The 18,686-nt window shown below is 62.4% G+C and carries 11 protein-coding genes; 10 read left to right on the top strand and 1 reads right to left on the bottom strand.

The genetic code is table 11. The features are described 5' to 3' along the window. Positions 1-38 precede the first annotated feature (38 nt). Positions 39-4,934 carry an NAD-glutamate dehydrogenase gene (locus GQ39_RS06765; protein ID WP_047528427.1) on the bottom strand — a complete coding sequence of 1,632 codons (4,896 nt, stop codon included), beginning with the start codon at positions 4,932-4,934 and terminating at the stop codon, positions 39-41. A 507-nt stretch (positions 4,935-5,441) separates the two neighbouring features. Here GQ39_RS06765 and GQ39_RS06760 point away from each other — a divergent pair. The 10 genes from GQ39_RS06760 to GQ39_RS06715 all read left to right on the top strand — a co-directional run bounded on the left by GQ39_RS06760 (position 5,442) and on the right by GQ39_RS06715 (position 18,678). Beyond that, the gene (locus GQ39_RS06760; RefSeq protein ID WP_047528426.1) at positions 5,442-5,795 is read left to right on the top strand and encodes a hypothetical protein; all 354 of its coding nucleotides are present in this window, start codon (positions 5,442-5,444) and stop codon (positions 5,793-5,795) included. 290 nt (positions 5,796-6,085) lie between these two features. Next, a complete protein-coding gene (locus GQ39_RS06755) occupies positions 6,086-7,045 on the top strand; it encodes an AAA family ATPase (RefSeq protein WP_003218556.1) in 960 nt (319 codons plus the stop codon). A gap of 5 nt (positions 7,046-7,050) precedes the next feature. After that, a complete protein-coding gene (locus GQ39_RS06750; protein WP_047528410.1) occupies positions 7,051-7,995 on the top strand; it encodes a DUF58 domain-containing protein in 945 nt (314 codons plus the stop codon). Continuing rightward, positions 7,992-8,486 (top strand): DUF4381 domain-containing protein, encoded by a 495-nt coding sequence (locus GQ39_RS06745; protein ID WP_047528405.1) that lies wholly within the window; start codon positions 7,992-7,994, stop codon positions 8,484-8,486. Before GQ39_RS06750 ends, GQ39_RS06745 begins: the two co-directional genes overlap by 4 nt. Continuing rightward, positions 8,479-9,558 carry a vWA domain-containing protein gene (locus tag GQ39_RS06740; RefSeq protein ID WP_047528399.1) on the top strand — a complete coding sequence of 360 codons (1,080 nt, stop codon included), beginning with the start codon at positions 8,479-8,481 and terminating at the stop codon, positions 9,556-9,558. The genes GQ39_RS06745 and GQ39_RS06740 overlap by 8 nt, the downstream gene beginning before the upstream one ends. Then, the gene (locus tag GQ39_RS06735) at positions 9,555-11,294 is read left to right on the top strand and encodes a tetratricopeptide repeat protein (protein ID WP_047528395.1); all 1,740 of its coding nucleotides are present in this window, start codon (positions 9,555-9,557) and stop codon (positions 11,292-11,294) included. Before GQ39_RS06740 ends, GQ39_RS06735 begins: the two co-directional genes overlap by 4 nt. Beyond that, positions 11,291-12,943: a BatD family protein gene (locus tag GQ39_RS06730; RefSeq protein WP_047528394.1), complete on the top strand. Its 1,653-nt coding sequence runs from the start codon at positions 11,291-11,293 to the stop codon at positions 12,941-12,943. The genes GQ39_RS06735 and GQ39_RS06730 overlap by 4 nt, the downstream gene beginning before the upstream one ends. 259 nt (positions 12,944-13,202) lie before the next feature. Beyond that, positions 13,203-14,447: an exonuclease SbcCD subunit D C-terminal domain-containing protein gene (locus tag GQ39_RS06725; RefSeq protein WP_047528389.1), complete on the top strand. Its 1,245-nt coding sequence runs from the start codon at positions 13,203-13,205 to the stop codon at positions 14,445-14,447. After that, a complete protein-coding gene (locus GQ39_RS06720; RefSeq protein WP_047528384.1) occupies positions 14,444-18,085 on the top strand; it encodes an AAA family ATPase in 3,642 nt (1,213 codons plus the stop codon). Before GQ39_RS06725 ends, GQ39_RS06720 begins: the two co-directional genes overlap by 4 nt. Further along, a complete protein-coding gene (locus GQ39_RS06715; protein ID WP_047528379.1) occupies positions 18,082-18,678 on the top strand; it encodes a glutathione S-transferase in 597 nt (198 codons plus the stop codon). Before GQ39_RS06720 ends, GQ39_RS06715 begins: the two co-directional genes overlap by 4 nt. Positions 18,679-18,686 lie beyond the last annotated feature (8 nt).

Genomic DNA, 18,686 nt, shown 5'->3' with positions numbered 1-18,686 from the left:
GCATCTTTCGATGCGGGGCTTTTTCATTCAACGCCTGATCAGGCCGCCGGTTCCAGCTCGGCGACCGCAGCGGCAGGAACTGCCGCTTGACCGCTCAATGCCAGGTCCAGCAGTTCGCGGTTAGCCACCGCGTACATGGCGTAGTCAGTGCCGCTGGCGGCACGGATTTCCACCAGCATGGCGCGCCAGCGCTCGATCATGCCCTCGTTCTGCTGCATCCACAGCTCCAGACGTGTTTCCACGTCCAGGGTGCCGTCACCCTGCTGCAGGACCGAGATGGTGATCGCACGTTGCTGCCAGTCGACGTCATCGCGGAACGCTTCACGGGCCAGGGCCTGCCAGTTGTTTTCAACCGGCAGAGCGCTGATCTGTTGCAGGTACCAGGTAATGTCCAGCGCACTGCCCACGGCGAAGTAAGCCTTGGCCACCTCGGCCGGATCCTGGCCAGTCACGTCGGAAGCCTCGATGATCGGCAGCAGGGTGTACAGGTGCGAAGTACCAGCCACCATACGCGCCAGCAACTCCGGCACACCGGCTTCGACATACGCCTGATAACGGGTTTGCCAGGTTTCGCGGATCTCGCCACTGAGCAACTCGTCCAGCTTGAGACCCAACTCCTTCAGGTGGGGACCGAAGTGTGCGACGTCACGGGCAGCGTTCTGCTCGTTGCGTCGGGCGCGCAGGAACCAGCGCGTGGCGCGACGGCCCAGGCGCATCAGCTCGTCCATCAGTTCCAGTTGTACGTCGGCGGAGACCTGGTAGTCCAGGGCTTCGATCTGACGGAACCAGTGCGGGAGGTGGAAAATATCGCGCACGATCACATAAGCGCCCGCCACGTTCGCCGGGCTCATGCCGGTCGACTCTTTGAGTCGTTGAACGAAGGTAATGCCCATGTGGTTGACCAGATCGTTGGCGATCTGGGTGCTGACGATTTCGCGCTTGAGGCGGTGACGGCGCATGGCTTCGGAGAACTTGCTCACCAGGGTCGGCGGGAAAGCGGTTTCCATGTCGCGGGTCAGGTAGTCATCGTCCGGCACCAGGGAGCCCAGCAACTGCTCCTTGAGGTCGATCTTGCTGTAGGAAATCAGTACCGACAGCTCGGCACGGGTCAGGCCATGGCCTGCCGCGATGCGTTCGTTGAGCTGGTCTTCCGACGGCAGGAACTCGATGGCGCGATCCAGCTTGCCGCGACCTTCCAGGTCGTTCATCAGGCGCTTGTATTCGGCGATCCGCGGCAAGGCGCGACGGGCCGCCAGGGACAGGGCCTGGGTCTGCTTGTAGTTGTTGCCCAGCACCAGACCACCGACTTCGTCGGTCATGCTCGCCAGCAGCTGGTTGCGCTGCTTGTCGGTCATGTCACCGGCCTGAACCACTTCGTTGAGCAGGATCTTGATGTTCACTTCGTGGTCGGAGCAGTCCACGCCACCGGCGTTGTCGATGAAGTCGGTGTTGGAGCCGCCGCCATTGAGGCCGAATTCCACACGACCCAGTTGGGTCATGCCCAGGTTACCGCCCTCGCCCACCACTTTGCAGCGCAGTTCGTTGCCGTTCACGCGCAGCGCATCGTTGGCCTTGTCGCCGACATCGGCGTGGCTTTCGCTGCTGGCTTTGACGTACGTACCGATACCGCCGTTCCACAACAGGTCCACCGGTGCCTTGAGCAAGGCATTGAGCAGTTCGGTCGGGGTCAGCTTGTCAGCCTTGATGTCGAAGCGTTCCTGCATCTGCGGCGAAATCGCGATGCTTTTCGCGCTGCGCGAGAAGATCCCGCCGCCTTCGGACATGAGGCTGGTGTCGTAATCCGACCAGGCCGAACGCGGCAGGTCAAACAGGCGCTGACGCTCGGCGAAGCTGGTGGCCGGATTCGGATTCGGGTCGATGAAGATGTGCAGGTGGTTGAACGCAGCGACCAGTTGCAGCTTGTCGGACATCAACAAGCCGTTACCGAACACGTCACCGGCCATGTCGCCGACACCGACCACAGTAATGCTGTCTTTCTGGACGTTGATGCCGCGCTCGCGGAAGTGGCGTTGTACGCCAACCCACGCGCCCTTGGCGGTGATGCCCATTTTCTTGTGGTCGTAACCGGCCGAACCACCGGACGCAAACGCGTCGCCCAGCCAGAAGCCGTAGTCGATGGCGATGCCGTTGGCGATGTCGGAGAAGGTTGCAGTGCCCTTGTCCGCCGCCACGACCAGGTACGGGTCATCGTCGTCATGACGCACGACGTTGGCCGGCGGCACCAGAGCGCCGTCTTTCAGGTTGTCGGTGATGTCCAACAGGCCCGAAATGAAGATGCGGTAGCAGGCGATACCCTCGGCCGCGATCTCGTCACGGCTGCCGCCCAATGGCAGGCGACGCGGCAGGAAACCACCCTTCGCACCCACCGGCACGATCACCGAGTTCTTCACTTGCTGGGCTTTTACCAGGCCCAGGACTTCGGTGCGGAAGTCTTCTTCACGGTCGGACCAGCGCAGACCACCGCGAGCGACGTTGCCGAAGCGCAGGTGCACGCCTTCGACGCGCGGCGAGTAAACGAAGATTTCGAACTTCGGTACTGGCTTTGGCAGCTCTGGAATCAGGTGCGGGTTGAACTTGAAGCTGAAGTAGGACTTGTTATGACCGGTGGCGTCGGTCTGGTAGAAGTTGGTGCGCAGGGTCGCCTTGATCAGGTCCAGGTAGCGACGCAGGATGCGGTCTTCGTTCAACACCTGAACGTCGTCCAGTGCGCTCAGGATCGCTTGTTCCAGACGTTGCTGCTTGTCTTCCAGGTCATCGCTGGTGAGCTTGCGCGCCAGGTAGAAACGGGTTTTGAACAACCGGGTCAACTCGCGAGCGATGTCAGTGTGGTTGTTCAGGGTGCTGGCGATGTAACCCAGATCGAAGCCCAGGCGGATCTGCTTCAGGTAACGGGCGTAGGCACGCAGCAGCGCTACGTCACGCCATGGCAGGCCGGCGGTCAGCACCAGACGGTTGAACGCATCGTTCTCGGCATCGCCGCGCACGATGTGGACGAACGCGTCCTGCAGGGTGTCATTGAGTTGCTGGATGTCCAGCTCCAGGCCTTCAGCGGCGGTGAACGCGAAGTCGTGAATCCAGAACTCGCGGCCATTGGTGTGACGCAGGCGATACGGGAACTCACCCAGCACACGCAGACCGAGGTTTTCCAGGATCGGCAGCACGTCGGACAGCGCCAGCGGGGTATCGGCGTGGTACAGCTTGCAATGCAGCTCACGCTGGCCGGAGACCTGGCCCAGCGGCTGATAGAAGCTCATCACCAGCGGATTTTTTTCGCTCAGGCTCAGCAGGTGTTGCATGTCGACCACAGCCGAATGGGCGGCGAAACGCTCGCGGTAACCGGCTGGGAAACCTTTCGGGAAATCAGCCAGCACGTTGGTGCCATGGGCTTCGCCGAAGCTTTCGACCACCAGGCTGGCGTAGTCGTCCTGCCAGCTGCGGCAGGCCTGCACCACTTCTTTTTCCAGCAACAGCGGGTCGATGTCGATGCGGTTTTTCGGGTCGACGCGCAGGATCAGTTGCACGCGGGCCAGCACGGACTCGGAGAAGAAGGTCCAGAACTCGCAATCGGAGGCTTTCAGGCGATCCATCAGCACTTGCTGGATCTTCTGGCGCACTTCGGTGGAGTAGATATCACGCGGCACGTAGGCCAGGCAGTAGCAGAAGCGGCCGTATGGGTCTTTGCGCAGGAACACGCGAATCTTGTTGCGTTCCTGGATCTGCACGATCGACATCACGGTGCTGAACAGCTCGTCCACCGGGGTCTGGAACAAATCGTCGCGCGGCAGCACTTCAACCACCTGCGCCAGTTCCTTGCCCAGGTGAGCCTTGGCCTGGAAGCCGGAACGGCGTTCGATTTCCTCGACCTTGCGACGGATGTACGGGATGACCCGCACGCTCTCGCCATACACCGACGAGGTGTACAGGCCCATGAAGCGGCATTCCTTGATGACGTTGCCGTTGGCGTCGATTTCACGGATCGACACGTAATCCGGGTAAGCCGGACGGTGTACACGGCTCGGGTGCGCGGCCTTGGCGAACGACAACAGGGTCGGTTCGCGCAGGTAGTTCACCGCGTAGTCCTCGATGCGCAGATCATCGTAGGTCAGGCCGGTACGCAGCAATTTGGTCAGGCCGAGGAAGGAATTCTGGTCGTAGACGATGTGACCGCCATCGGCCTCATCGCGCACCACGAACTCTTCATAGCCCAGGAACGTGAAGTGATTGCCCACCAGCCATTCCAGAAAGCTCTTGATCTCGGCCTTTTCGCCGGCGTCGACCGCGAACTGGCTGTTGTCCAGGCCGGTAAGGATTTCCTGGACCTTGGCTTTCATCGGTTCGAAGTCGGCCACCGCGACGCGTACTTCACCGAGCACTTGCTCCAGCTCTTTGGCCAGTACGTTCAATTCGGCGGTGTTGGCGCAACGGTCGATTTCCAGGTACATCAACGACTCTTGCAGGATGCCGTCGCCCTGGGTGCCTTTCGGCAGGATTTCCAGCAACTCGCCCTTGCTGCCGCGACGCACGCTCAGCACGGTGGTTTGCAGGGTATGGATGCTGTAGCCGCGACGGTTCAGCTCGGTACGCACCGAGTCCACCAGGAACGGCAGGTCATGGTGCAACACTTCGACCGCGGTGTGGGTCGACTGCCAGCCATGACGCTCGTAATCAGGGTTGTAGACGCGCACTTGCGGTTGCGCGTGATCGAAGCGCTCAAGCAGGCGCCACGCAGAAAGGGTACAGCCAGCGAGGTCGGACAACCGACGCTGGGTCAGTTCATCCAGGGAAATGATGCCGAAGAATTGTTCAGCAAACAGCGCCACTTGTGGCAGTGCCTGTTCACTGATGTGCTGCGCCAGTGCCGCTTGCAGTTGGTGCTGGAAGTCGGCTTTGCTGGCTGCGGTGAAGAACGCCATCTGTGGTACTCCGCTTGGGCTTGTTATTGATGGAAGCGTCGCGTGCAAAACCCCTGTTCGGGGCAATCCGTCACCCTGTTCCTGATTCTCGGGCAGAGGAAACAGGACGACAGGTGGGTGAAGCTGGACGAGACACTCAGGTCACATTCACCTTCCATGAATGGGCATCTGCAAAAACGACTGGGCTGCGTGCAGCTCAATGCCTTTACAGGTGCTCATCCGTTGCGCAGCTTAACGAGTGCGGCAAGGCCCGTGCTTGCGGTGCTGCGACATATTCGGTCAACGGTACGCTGCTTGGTGGCGACGCCATCGAACAACACTAGCAGCCGTATGGGATTTTGGGCGTTTTATGCCCGGATTGACGGCACATCCGTACCAGAAATGACCAGCAACACTTCGGTCGTTCACGACTCACTCGCTGACACTTGAACGAGCATAAACAGGCGAGGACTGGCAGAATCGTCCTTTGTTCGCCTTCACAACGCTCGCCGAGCCAGGAATCCCCCCATGCAAATGACCACCCCCCTCTTGATCGTCAACCCGTGCGATGAAGAAGAAGACAACATGGCCATGCTCTGCTGCCACAGCGAGAAGGGCGAAATGTTCCTGATGAGTCGCTACCCGGACGAGGACGAGCTGGAAATCACGCTCGATGGCGAGCCGTCGACCCTCGATGGGGTGAAAGTCACCCTGAGCCCTACCCTGCTGAAAATCGAAATCGCGGCGACGGATGCCGATGCGTTGAATGGGGATGATGTGCTGGAGATCACTCACAGCACCGATGCGAGTGATCTGGCGGAAGTTGAGGAAACCTTGAAGAACATTCTCAAGGGGACCGGGACTTACATCAGCAACATTTGACGGTGCCTGAGCAGGCTTCATCGCGGGCAAGCCCGCTCCCACAAGGTCTGGATGTGCAGCACAGATAGTGAGCACACCGCAGATAACTGTGGGAGCGGGCTTGCCCGCGATAGCGTCGTGAAGCCCCAACCTGCCTCCCTGCCTGTCTAGGTTACGGCGCCTCTCCAATCATTTCCCCCACTTTGCGCAAAATGCCGTTAGTCGCCGCCCCCCGCGATGGATTAAAGTAACGCCCCCAGCCCAGGCGTTATTCGAACGCCTTCGGTCACCCTTTCCAGGAACAGTCATCGATGGAACATCGTGAAGCGCTGCTAGCGCTGCGAACCTTTCTTTCAACGCAGATTCTCGGCCAGGAAAAACTCATCGAGCGCTTGCTCATCGCCCTGCTTGCCGACGGCCACATGCTGGTCGAAGGCGCTCCTGGCCTGGCCAAAACCAAGGCCATCAAAGAACTGGCCGAAGGCATCGAAGCCCAGTTCCATCGCATTCAATTCACCCCCGACCTGTTGCCCGCCGACATCACCGGCACGGAAATCTATCGCCCGGAAACCGGCAGCTTCGTGTTCCAGCAAGGTCCGATCTTCCACAACCTGGTGCTGGCGGACGAAATCAACCGGGCCCCGGCCAAGGTTCAGTCGGCCTTGCTCGAAGCCATGGCCGAGCGCCAGGTCAGTGTCGGGCGCAGCACTTACGAGCTGTCGCCGCTGTTTTTGGTGATGGCCACGCAAAACCCCATCGAGCAGGAAGGCACCTACCCGCTGCCCGAGGCCCAGCTCGACCGTTTCCTGATGCACGTGAAAATCGGTTTCCCCGATGCCGCCGTCGAACGGCGGATCCTGCAGCAGGCTCGCGGCGAAGCACTGAACGGCGAGACCAAGCCCGAGCGCCGGGTCAGCCAGCAGGCCATCTTTGCCGCGCGCAAGGAAATCCTCGGCTTATACATGGCCGACGCCGTGGAGGAATACCTGGTGCAACTGGTCATGGCCACGCGGACACCGGCCAAATTCGACCCGGAGATGGCCGAGTGGATTGCGTACGGCGCCAGTCCTCGCGGTTCGATTGCCCTCGACCGTTGCGCCCGCGCCCACGCCTGGCTCGCCGGACGCGACTTCGTCAGCCCGGAAGACATCCAGGCCGTGCTGTTCGATGTGCTGCGCCACCGCATCATTCTCTCCTTTGAAGCCGAAGCCGCAGGGATCGACCAGGATCGGGTGGTCCAGCGGATTCTCGACGTCGTAGCCGTCGCTTGACCCCGATGAACGTCCCCCTGCCGTCCCAACCGGGTATCCGCGTCACGCTCGCCGAGCTGATCGAGATGCGCCATCGCGTACGTGAAGTGCAGTTATTCTCCACGCCGAGCCAGCGCAGCCCGCTGATCGGCCTGCACCACTCCAAGCTGCGCGGACGTGGCGTGGATTTCGATCAGGTGCGGGTCTACCAGGCCGGTGACGACGTGCGCACCATCGACTGGCGCGTCACCGCGCGAACGCAAGAGCCGCACACCAAGTTGTTCCATGAAGAGCGCGAGCGGCCGATCTTCATCATGGTCGAGCAAAGCCGCCGGCTGTTTTTCGGCTCCGGGCTGATGTTCAAGTCGGTGCTCGCCGCCCAGGCCGCGAGCCTGATCGGCTGGGCGGCGCTGGGTCATAACGATCGGGTCGGCGGGCTGGTGTTCGGCGACAACGAGCACTACGAAATCAAACCCCGGCGCAGCAAGCAGAGCCTGCTGCAATTGCTCAACCGACTGGTGCGCGTCAACCAGTCCCTGAACACCGAAAGCGAGCCGTCCCGCGATGCCTTCGGCATTGCCTTGCGCCGTGCCCGGGAAGTGTTGCGCCCGGGCAGCCTGGTGATCGTGATCTGCGACGAGCGGGCCCTGTCCGAAAGCGCCGAACAGCAGTTGAGTTTGTTGTCGCGCCATTGCGACCTGTTGCTGCTGCCACTGTCCGACCCGCTGGATCATGCCCTGCCCGCCGCCGGGCTGTTGCGCTTTGCCGAACGTGGCGCACAACTCGAACTCGACACGTTGAACTTCGATTTGCGCCAGACCTACCGTGCCCAGGCCGAAGCGCGCATTGCCCGCTGGGAGTTGCTCGCGCAAAAGCTGCGCGTGTTGTTGATGCCGTTGAGCACCCAAAGCGAGATGGTCGAACAATTGCGCGAATACCTGAACCCACAGAAACCGGGGAAAGGTCGATGAACGGTCTCGATCAACTGCAACCGCTGATTACCCCGCCGGCCATCGGGTTCTGGCCACCGGCGCCGGGCTGGTGGTCACTGCTGTTACTGCTGCCCTTGATCGGTTTCGGCCTGTGGAAGCTGCGACGCTTGATTCCCGACAAACGCCCGATCGTGCGCGCCGAACAACCGCTGGACCCGGTGCGCCTCGCCGCACTGGCGGAACTGGCGCTGATGCCCAAGCCCTACGACGGCGCACCGGCAGGCGCCTGGCTGCAACAGCTCAACGGCCTGCTCAAGCGCCTGTGCCGCAACCACTATCCCTACAGCCAGAGCCACACCCTCAACGGGCGCAAATGGCTGGCATTTCTGGACAACCGCTGCCCGGCGGCCGGCCTGACCCGCTGGATGGTGCTGGTCGAAGGGGCCTACAAACCCGAATGCAAACTCGACGACAAGGCCATCGCCGGCCTGACCCAAGCCGTCGAAATCTGGATTCGCAAACATGTTTGAGTTCGCCTGGCCATGGATCTTCGTCCTGCTGCCGCTGCCGTGGCTGATGCGCATCCTGTTGCCGGTGGCCGACAGCGGCGAGCCGGCGCTCAAAGTCAGCTTCCTCAGTGACCTCGAAGGGCTGGCTCGCCGCCGTGCTCGCGCGAACCTGCCGGCCTGGCGCCAACAGGCACCGTTCATGCTGCTGTGGTTGATGCTGCTGATCGCCGCCGCGCGTCCGCAATGGCTGGGCGAGCCGCTGCCGATTGCCGCCAGCGGCCGTGATCTGCTGGTGGCGGTGGACGTGTCCGGCTCCATGGACTTCCCCGACATGCAATGGGAGGACGATGACGTCAGCCGCCTTGCGCTGGTCCAGCATCTGCTCGGCGACTTCCTCGAAAGCCGCGAAGGTGATCGGGTCGGCTTGATCCTGTTTGGCAGCCAGGCGTACCTGCAAGCGCCACTGACGTTCGACCGCCATACCGTGCGTGTCTGGCTCGACGAGGCGCGCATCGGCATCGCCGGCAAGAACACCGCCATCGGCGACGCCATTGGTCTGGCCATCAAGCGCTTGCGCCAGCGTCCGGCGCAAAGCCGCGTATTGATACTGGTGACGGACGGCGCCAACAACGGCGGCCAGATCGACCCGCTTACCGCTGCGCGTCTGGCGGCCAAGGAAGGGGTGAAAATCTACCCGATCGGCATCGGCGCCGACCCGGAGCAAAGTGGCACCCTGGGATTCCTCGGGATCAACCCGAGCCTGGACCTGGACGAACCCTCCCTCAAAGCCATCGCCGAAACCACGGGCGGCCAGTACTTCCGGGCCCGTGACGGCAAGGAACTGCAAGCGATCAAGGACACCCTCGACCAACTGGAACCGGTGGCACAGCAACCGACCCAGGCCCGCCCGGCCGAGACCCTGTATCAGTGGCCTTTGGCGCTGGCACTGTTGTTGAGCATGCTGTTGGTGGCCCGCGAGCTATGGCCGGACAACCCGCTGCACCGTCTGTTTACCAAGGATCTGTTTTTGCAAACGCAACTGCCCGACTGGCGAGAGCGGCTCAAGCGCCTGCGCCTGCGGAGGCGTCGATGAGCGCACTCTGGCCCTACTGGTTCCGCCCCTGGTGGCTGTTATTGCTGCCACTGCTTGGCTGGCTGCTCTGGCAACTCTGGCATCGGCAGAAGCGTGCCGGGCGCTGGCAGATGATTCTGCCCCCGGCCTTCCATGCGGCATTGCTCAGTGGCGGTAACGGACGCGACAGCAAACTGCCATGGATAGCCCTCGGCGTGGCCTGGCTACTGACCGTATTCGCACTGTTGGGACCGAGCTGGGAACGTGTCGAGCAACTGAGCCAGAAACCCGCCGACCCGTTGGTGGTGCTTCTGGAGTTGACCCCGGAGATGCTCGCCACCGACGTTCAGCCCAACCGGCTGGAACAGGCCCGGCGCAAGCTCTTCGACCTGCTGCAAAATCGCAGTGATGCGCAGACGGCCATCGTCGTATACGCCGGCAGTGCCCATACCCTGGTGCCCCTGTCGGACGATTTGGCCACCAGCCGCAATCTGCTCGATGCACTCAAGCCGTCGCTGATGCCCGAAGCCGGCCATCGCGCCGACCTCGCGGTGGTCAAGGCGCTGACGTTGCTGCAACAGGCCGCGCTCGGCGATGGCCGGATCCTGTTGATCGGCTCGTCCCTCACGGAACAGGAACGCCTGGAGATTCGCCGTGCGCTGAGCGGCAAGTCAACGCAGTTTCTGATGCTCGGCATCGGCACCGCCGAAGGTGCGCCGATCACTCAGGACGATGGCAGTTTTCTCAAGGACGAACAGGGCGCGATTCTGGTGCCGCGTCTGGACGACGCCGGCCTCAAAGCCTTCGCCACTGACCTGGATGGACATTATCGCCACGCGCGCCTTGACGATGCCGATCTGCGTGAGCTCGGCCTGCTCGACGGCCCGCGAAACCTGCGCAACGACGGCCAGACCCTGCGCCTGGACACCTGGGCCGATCAGGGTTACTGGTTGCTGCTGCCCTTGTTGCTGCTGGCGGCCTGCGCCGGCCGTCGCGGCTGGCTGTTCTGCCTGCCGCTGTTGCTGGCGCTGCCACAACCAAGCTATGCCTTCGACTTCCAGGACCTGTGGCTGCGCCCCGACCAACAGGGTCAACACTTGCTCAAGCAGAAACGCCCGGCAGAAGCGGCACAGCATTTCGAAGATCACCAATGGCAAGGCGTGGCCCTTTACGAGGCTGGCGACTACACCGGCGCCGCCCAGCGGTTCGCCGAAGGCAATGACGCCCACGCCCACTACAATCGTGGCAATGCCCTGGCCAAGAGTGGTGAACTGGAAGCAGCGCTGGATGCCTACGACCAGGCACTGGAACGCCAACCGGACTTGCGCCCGGCCCTGACCAACAAGGCGCTGGTGGAAAACCTGCTCAAGCAGCAGCAGACCCCGCCTGCCGCCGAGCCGGACAAGGCCTCCAGTGAAGAGCCGCAGACGCCTCCACAAGAATCACCGTCCAGCGCCACGACGCAACCGTCGAGCACTGGCGAACCGAAAACCGGGGGCGAAGACGAAAAAACCACCGCCGAACAACCGCCCTCTACCCCCCCGCGCCCCGGCAGCAATGAAGTACCGGGCAGCGAACTGGGGGATGAACAGCACACCACGCCACCCATGCGTCCGGCCAACGACAGCATCGAGGGCGAACAACAGCAGGCGCTGGAGCAATGGCTTCGGCAGATCCCGGATGACCCCGGCGAATTGCTCAGACGCAAATTCTGGTACGAACAGCAACAACATCAGGATCAGGGAAAAACTCGATGACCCGCTTCACCGCCTACATGCTCGCCTCGATGCCGGCCTTGCTGATCTGCACCGTTCAGACCCAGGCAGCCGAGCTGGTCGCCAGCGTCGATCGCACGCGTCTGAGCTCCGGAGAGACGATCGAACTGACCCTGGAGTCCTCCGACGTGACGCAGTTCGGCAAGCCGGACCTGGCGCCGCTGGAGCCGTTGTTCGACGTGCGCGGCACACGCCAGGTCAACCAGTTGAATACCCTCAGTGGCGACAATCGCGCCACGACCCGCTGGATCGTCACGCTGCTGCCGAAACAAACGGGCAGCGTGGTGATTCCGCCGCTGAAACTGGGTGAGGTCGAGAGCCAGCCGATCACCGTACAAGTGGTGGAAAGCGAAACCCAGGACAACCCGAACAAACAGGCCCCGGTCTTCATCGACGCCAGCCTCGATCAGAGCAGCGTGTACGTGCAGGCCCAGGCGATCCTGACGTTGCGCATCTACCACTCGGTGTCGCTGTACGACGACAGCAGCCTGCCGCCGTTGCAGATTCCCGATGCACGCATCGAGCAGCTCGGCGAGTCGCGCACCTACGAGAAAGACATCAACGGCGTGCGCCACGGCGTGATCGAAATGCGCTATGCGATCTACCCGCAGCACAGTGGCGAATTGATCATCCCGGCGCAGATCTTCAATGCCGCCCTGGTGGATGCACAACCTGCCCCGGACGCCACGCCGCAGTCGCCGAAATCCGGCAAACTGATGCGCGTCAGCTCCAGCGAACTGCTGCTGACGGTCAAGGCCAAACCCATCACCTACCCCGCCGACCTGCCTTGGCTGCCGGCACGTAGCCTGACCTTGAGCGAGAACTGGAACCCGGAGCCCGATCATGTCCAGGTCGGTGAGTCGCTGACCCGCAGCCTGATCGTGAAAGCCGAAGGCCTGGGCAGTTCGCAACTTCCACCGCTGCCCGGCACCGAGGCCAGCGGCCTGCGTCGTTATCCGGATCAACCGGTGCTCGGCAACCAGAACAGCGACCGTGGCCTGGTCGGCAGTCGCGAAGACCGCGAGGCGCTGGTGCCGGCCCGTAGCGGCCCGATCGAATTGCCGTCGGTGGAAGTAGTCTGGTGGAACACCTTTGAAGACCATCTGGAACACAGCAGCCTGCCTGCCAGAACCCTGCAGGTCTCGGTCAATCCGAGCCTGATGGTCGACACGCCGGCCGGCAACTCTCCGGCCAACGCCACGGTCGACAGCGAGACTCTGTGGCGCTGGAAACTCAGCACCCTGATCCTCGCTTGCACCACTTTGCTGGGCTTCGGCCTGTGGTGGCGCGCGCGCTGGCAACCGGCGATCGCGCGAGCCGCACAAACCGGCCCGAGCCCGCGCACCGTGCTCGACGACCTCAAGCGCGCCTGCCAGGCCAACGACCCCCACGCCACGCGCCAGGCCCTCGACGCCTGGGCCCGGCAGCAACCGGAAACCCTGGCCGACATGGCCGCCCGCTTCGTCCCCCTGTCCGACGCCCTCGACGGCCTGAACGGCGCGCTCTACAGCGAAACCGGCCAACACTGGCAAGGCGAGGAACTGTGGCGGGCGATCCGCACCATCCCGATTGCCGAGCGGGTCCAGGACCCGGTGGGTGACAGTGGTTTGCCGCCGCTGTATCCCAAATAAACAACTGCATTGATTCCAAGACCTTTTGTGGCGAGGGCACTCGCTCCCGCTCGGTTGCGAAGCAATCGTAAACAGCTTGACGCGTTATCATTGAAAACCGTGGGCGTGCGAATTTTGGGCCGCTTCGCAGCCCAGCGGGAGCGAGCTCCTTCGCCACAGGTTCGCGGTGCGATCGTGCTTTTTTGCCAGTAAACTCTCTCCCCTTTCGCCGCTGTCATTTGTCCCTGCGGCCATCACCTTTTATCTAGCGGAGTTGCCCTTGCGTCTGTTCCACACCTCCGACTGGCACCTCGGGCAGAACTTGCACGGCCAGGATCGCGATTTCGAGCACGGCTGTTTTCTCGACTGGCTGCTGCGTCAGCTCAAGCTGGATCAGCCCGATGTGCTGCTGATCGCCGGCGACATCTTCGACACGGTCAATCCGCCGGTCAAAGCCCAGGAGCGCCTCTACGACTTCATCGTCAGCGCCCACGAGCAGCAGCCGTTGCTGACCATCGTGATGATTGCCGGCAACCACGATTCCGGGTCGCGGATCGAACTGCCGGCGCCGTTGATGCGTCGCTTGCGCACCCATGCCCTGGGGCGCGTGCTGTGGCTGGATGACGGGCAACTGGACGCCGAACGCCTGCTGTTGCCATTGCCGGACGCCAGCGGCGACATCGCCGGCTGGTGCCTGGCGCTGCCGTTTCTGCGCCCGGCGGAAGTGACCGGCGCGCATCTGGGCGACAACTACCTGCGCGGCATTGGCCAGGTCCATGAATGGCTGATCGAAGCGGCCAATGCCAAACGCCAGCCGGGCCAGGCGCTGATCGCCATCAGCCATGCGCACATGGCCGGTGGTTCAGTGTCGGAAGACTCCGAGCGCAGCCTGATCATCGGCAACGCCGAAGCCCTGCCCGCCAGCCTGTTCGGGCCGAGCATCAGCTACGTGGCCCTCGGTCACTTGCACAAGCCGCAGAAGGTCAACGGCGAGGAGCGCATTCGCTACAGCGGCTCGCCGATTCCGTTGTCGTTCTCCGAAATCGGCTACCAGCACCAGATTCTCGACATCACCCTCGACGGCGAAACCCTGGTCAGCGTCGAACCCAAGCTCATCCCCCGCGCGGTGAACCTGCAGCGCCTCGGCCCGGCGCCGCTGGCGGAGATCCTGTTGCAATTGGCCGACCTGCCAAACATCGACCTGCTCGCCGACTTGCAGCGTCAGCCCTGGCTGGAAGTCCGCGTGCGCCTTGACGAACCGCAACCTGACTTGCGCCATCAGGTGGAAAGCGCCCTGCAAGGCAAGGCTGTGCGCCTGGTGCGCATCGCCGCCGAGTACGCCGGCAACGGCAGTCGTGACGGCGCCGAGGACGGTGCGGCGTTGATCGAACTGGACCAGCTCACGCCTCAGGAACTGTTCAGCCGTGCCTGGCAGGACAACTACGGCAGCGAAGTCGACGAACAAACCCTCAAGGACTTTGCCGAGCTGCTGCAAGACGTGCAGATGGAGAGCGAACAGCCATGAAGATCCTCGCGATCCGCCTGAAAAACCTCGCCTCCCTGGCGGGGCCGTTTGAAATCGACTTCACCGCCGAACCCTTGGCCAGTGCCGGCCTGTTCGCCATCACCGGCCCCACCGGCGCCGGCAAAAGCACGTTGCTTGATGCCCTGTGCCTGGCGCTGTTCGGCGCGGTTCCACGCCTGAACAACACCGGCCGCGACGCCAAGGTGCCGGACGCCGATGGCGAAATCGGCACCGGTGACCCGCGCACCCTGCTGCGTCGCGGCACCGGTGAAGGCTATGCCGAAGTGGATTTCGTCGGCGTCGACGGCCGCCGCTATCGCGCACGCTGGGAAGCCAACCGCGCCCGGGAAAAGGCCAGTGGCAAGTTGCAAGCCAGTCGCCAGAGCCTGCGTGACATCGATCAGGATCAACTGCTGGCCAGCCAGAAAGGCGAATACAAGACCCAACTCGAAGCCGCCCTGGGCCTGAATTTCGAACAGTTCACCCGCGCTGTGCTGCTGGCCCAAAGCGAGTTCAGCGCCTTTCTCAAGGCCGATGACAACGACCGCAGCGAACTGCTGGAAAAACTCACCGACACCGCACTCTACACCCGCCTCGGCCGTCGCGCCTTCGACAAGACCAAGGAAGCCCGCGAAGCGCACAAACTGCTGCAGGACCAGGCCAGCGGTGTCACCCCGTTGTCGCCCGAAGCCCGTGCGGAGCTGGATGAACGCTTCAACGAAGCGCAGCAACAGCTGAAGTTGCAGCAGGCGCAACTCAAGCAGCTTGAGCAGCAACACACCTGGCTCAAGGATCTTCGTCAGTTGCAGGACGCGCAGCACGCAGCGACCGAGCAACTGCACAGCGCCCAACAGCAGTGGGAAGGTTTGGCCGACGAGCGCCTGAAGCTGACCCGGCTGGAACATCTCGCTCCGCAGCGGCACCAGTTCGCCCGCAAAACCGAACTCGATGCACTGTTGACGCCACTGGCCGCGCAGATTGCTGCCCACGGCCGGCAACAGCATGAGCTGACTGAGCGTCAGACGGTGCTGGAGCACAATCTCACGGCCACGCAAACCGCCCTGAGCGAAGCCCAACAACGGCAATCCGAAAGTGCTCCACGACTGCGTCAGGCCTTCGAAGAGCAAAGCACCCTCGCCCGCCTGGCCAAGGAAGCCGCCCTCAGCGCCGACGCGAAGCACACGGCAGAACAGGCCTGTCTCCAAGGCCAAAGCGCCATTCAAAGCTTGCTGGAAAAGCAGACCCAGGTTGCCGAGCGTTTGCAGCGCATCGCCACCGAGCTGGAACGCAGCGGCCATCTGGCATCGCTTGGCGATGCCTGGAATGCCTATAGAGACCGCCTGCAACAGTTGATGCTGATCGGCAACCGTCTAAACAAAGGCCAGGCCGAACTCGCGACCCTCGAACACAACGCCACCCGCAGCGCCGAGGAGTTCGCTACACAAAAGCAGCAACTTGAAGTGCTGTTTAAAGAGGCCGGGGCCGAGCCGGACGCGGTGGCCGAGCAGATCGGCATCCTCGGCAACCTGTTGCAGGAAAACCGGAAACAGCTGCGCACCGTCGAAGACCTGATGCGACTGTGGGCCAGCCAGCAGGAACTGGACAAGCGCGGCACCGAACTGCAACAACGCCAGCACGCCGCGCAACAGGAACGTGACCGGCTGACTCAGGACGGGGTAAAAACCAAGGCCGAACTGACGGTGGCCGAACAAACCTTCAACGTCACCCGAGAACTGCTGGAGCGCCAGCGTCTGGCCCGCAGCGCCAGTGTCGAAGAGTTGCGCGCGCAGTTGCAGGACGACCAGCCGTGCCCGGTCTGCGGCAGTCAAGAGCATCCTTACCATCAGCCCGAAGCACTGTTGCAGAGCCTCGGTCGCCACGACGAAAACGAACAGGCCAGCGCGCAACAAGCCGTCGACCAGCTCAAGGAAAAGCTCACCGAATTGCGCGCCGAGGTGGTGGGCGTCATCGCCCAGCAAAAGGAATTGCTGCAACAACAGGAGCAACTGAACGCCCAGCAACAAGCCTTGGCCCCAAGCCTCAGCGCCCACCCTCTGGCCGCACAACTGCTGGATCAGGACGCCGCACAGCGAGACGCCTGGCTGACCCGCCACAACGATCAGTTGAACCAGAGCATCGCTCAGGACGAACAGCGTCAGCGCGCCCTGCTCACCTTGCAGCAAGACGCCGCGCGTTTGACCCAGCAATTGCGCCAAGCCGAAACAGCGTACCAACAAGCGGCCCAGCACCTGAGTAACCAGCAGCGCGAATTGAGCAGTGACCGTCAACGACTCGACGAGGAACTCACCGCGTTCGGCAGTCTGTTGCCGGCCGAAACCCTCGAAGCGCTACGGATGGAACCTGCTGCGACGTTCATGCAGCTGGATCGGCAGATCACCGAACGGCTCGCACAACTCGATCAGCAGAAAGAAGAGCTGGCCGAGCAGCAACAGCGTCAACAGACGCTTGAGAAAGAACAGGATCGCCAGCAAACCCGCGTGCAACAACTGCAAACCGCCGAGCAGCAGTTCAGTGCGTTGGCCGAGCAGCAACAGGCTTGCCAGCTCCAGCTTGCGCACTTGCTGGGCGAGCACAGCAGCGCCGAGCAGTTTCAGCAAGGGCTGGAAAACGCCGTAGAGCAAGCACGCAGTGCCGAAACAACAACGGCGCAGGAACTGCAAAACGTCCGTACGCAACGCGTGCAGATCGCCGCCGAACTCAAGGCGCAGCAAGAGCGTCTGCAGGCGCTGGACATCGAAGATCGCGATCTCACCGACAAAATCGCCGACTGGCGCGGCCGTCATCCCGAGCTGGATGACGGCGGTCTCGAAGACCTGCTGCGGGTCGATGACACGCACGTGAGCGAGCTTCGCCAACGTTTGCAGAACAGCGAAAAGGCCATCGAACAGGCCAAAGTGCTGCTGCAAGAGCGCGACCAGCGCCTGCTCGCTCATCAGGCGCAGCACAACGGTAACCTCGACGCCGAGCAACTCGCCACAGCGCTGGCAGAACTGCAAAACCAGTTCAGCGTCAGCGAACAGCGCTGCGCCGAATTGCGTGCCGAGCAGGCAGAGGATCAGCGCCGGCAAAACGCCAATCAGGCCCTGGCGCAACAGATTGCCGATGCTTATGCCGAATTCCAGCGCTGGGCGCGTTTGAATGCGTTGATCGGCTCGGCCACCGGCGACACCTTCCGCAAGATCGCCCAGGCCTACAACCTCGACTTGCTGGTCCATCACGCCAACGTGCAATTGCGCCAATTGGTGCGCCGCTATCGCCTCAAGCGCGGCGGCAGCATGCTGGGGTTGCTGGTGATGGACACCGAAATGGGCGACGAACTGCGTTCGGTACATTCGTTGTCGGGTGGCGAGACTTTCCTGGTATCGCTGGCGCTGGCATTGGGCCTGGCATCGATGGCGTCGAGCACGCTGAAAATCGAATCGCTGTTCATCGACGAAGGCTTCGGCAGCCTCGATCCGGAATCCCTGCAATTGGCCATGGACGCCCTCGACGGCCTGCAGGCCCAGGGCCGCAAGGTCGCGGTCATTTCCCATGTGCAGGAAATGCATGAACGGATCCCGGTGCAGATTCAGGTCCGCCGCCAGGGTAATGGCCTCAGCACCCTGGAGGTGAAATGACCACGCTCTATTCCTTTCGCCGCTGCCCGTACGCCATGCGAGCGCGCATGGCCCTGCGCTACTCAGGGGTTGAATTGAGCATTGTCGAAGTCAGTCTGAAGGCCAAACCCGCCGAAATGCTCGCGCTGTCGAGCAAAGGCACGGTGCCGGTGCTGGACGTGGACGGCCGGGTCATCGATGAAAGCCTGGAGATCATGCGCTGGGCGTTGGCGCAGAACGATCCGCAGGATTGGTTGCTCAAGGATGATCCGCAGGGACAGCTGACGATTGCCGCGCTGATCGAGGCAAACGACCAGTCGTTCAAGGTGCATCTCAATCGCTACAAATACGCCGAACGTTACCCCGAGCACGCGATGGCGTTTTACCGCGCCGAGGGCGAGGTGTTCTTGCGCAAGCTCGACGAGATGCTCGACGGTCACGCCTGCTTGCTGGCCGATCATCCCACCCTCGCCGATGTAGCGCTGATGCCGTTCGTACGGCAATTCGCCCATGTCGATCGCGAGTGGTTCGCGCAGACGCCTTATCGGCGGTTACAGGCCTGGTTGCAGGGGTTTATCGAGTCGCAATTGTTTACGTCGATCATGGCGAAGTAAACGCGATT

Source organism: Pseudomonas sp. 11/12A, assembly GCF_000800055.1.
Lineage (GTDB): Bacteria > Pseudomonadota > Gammaproteobacteria > Pseudomonadales > Pseudomonadaceae > Aquipseudomonas > Aquipseudomonas mohnii.
This window is presented reverse-complemented; position numbering and strand designations above follow the sequence as displayed.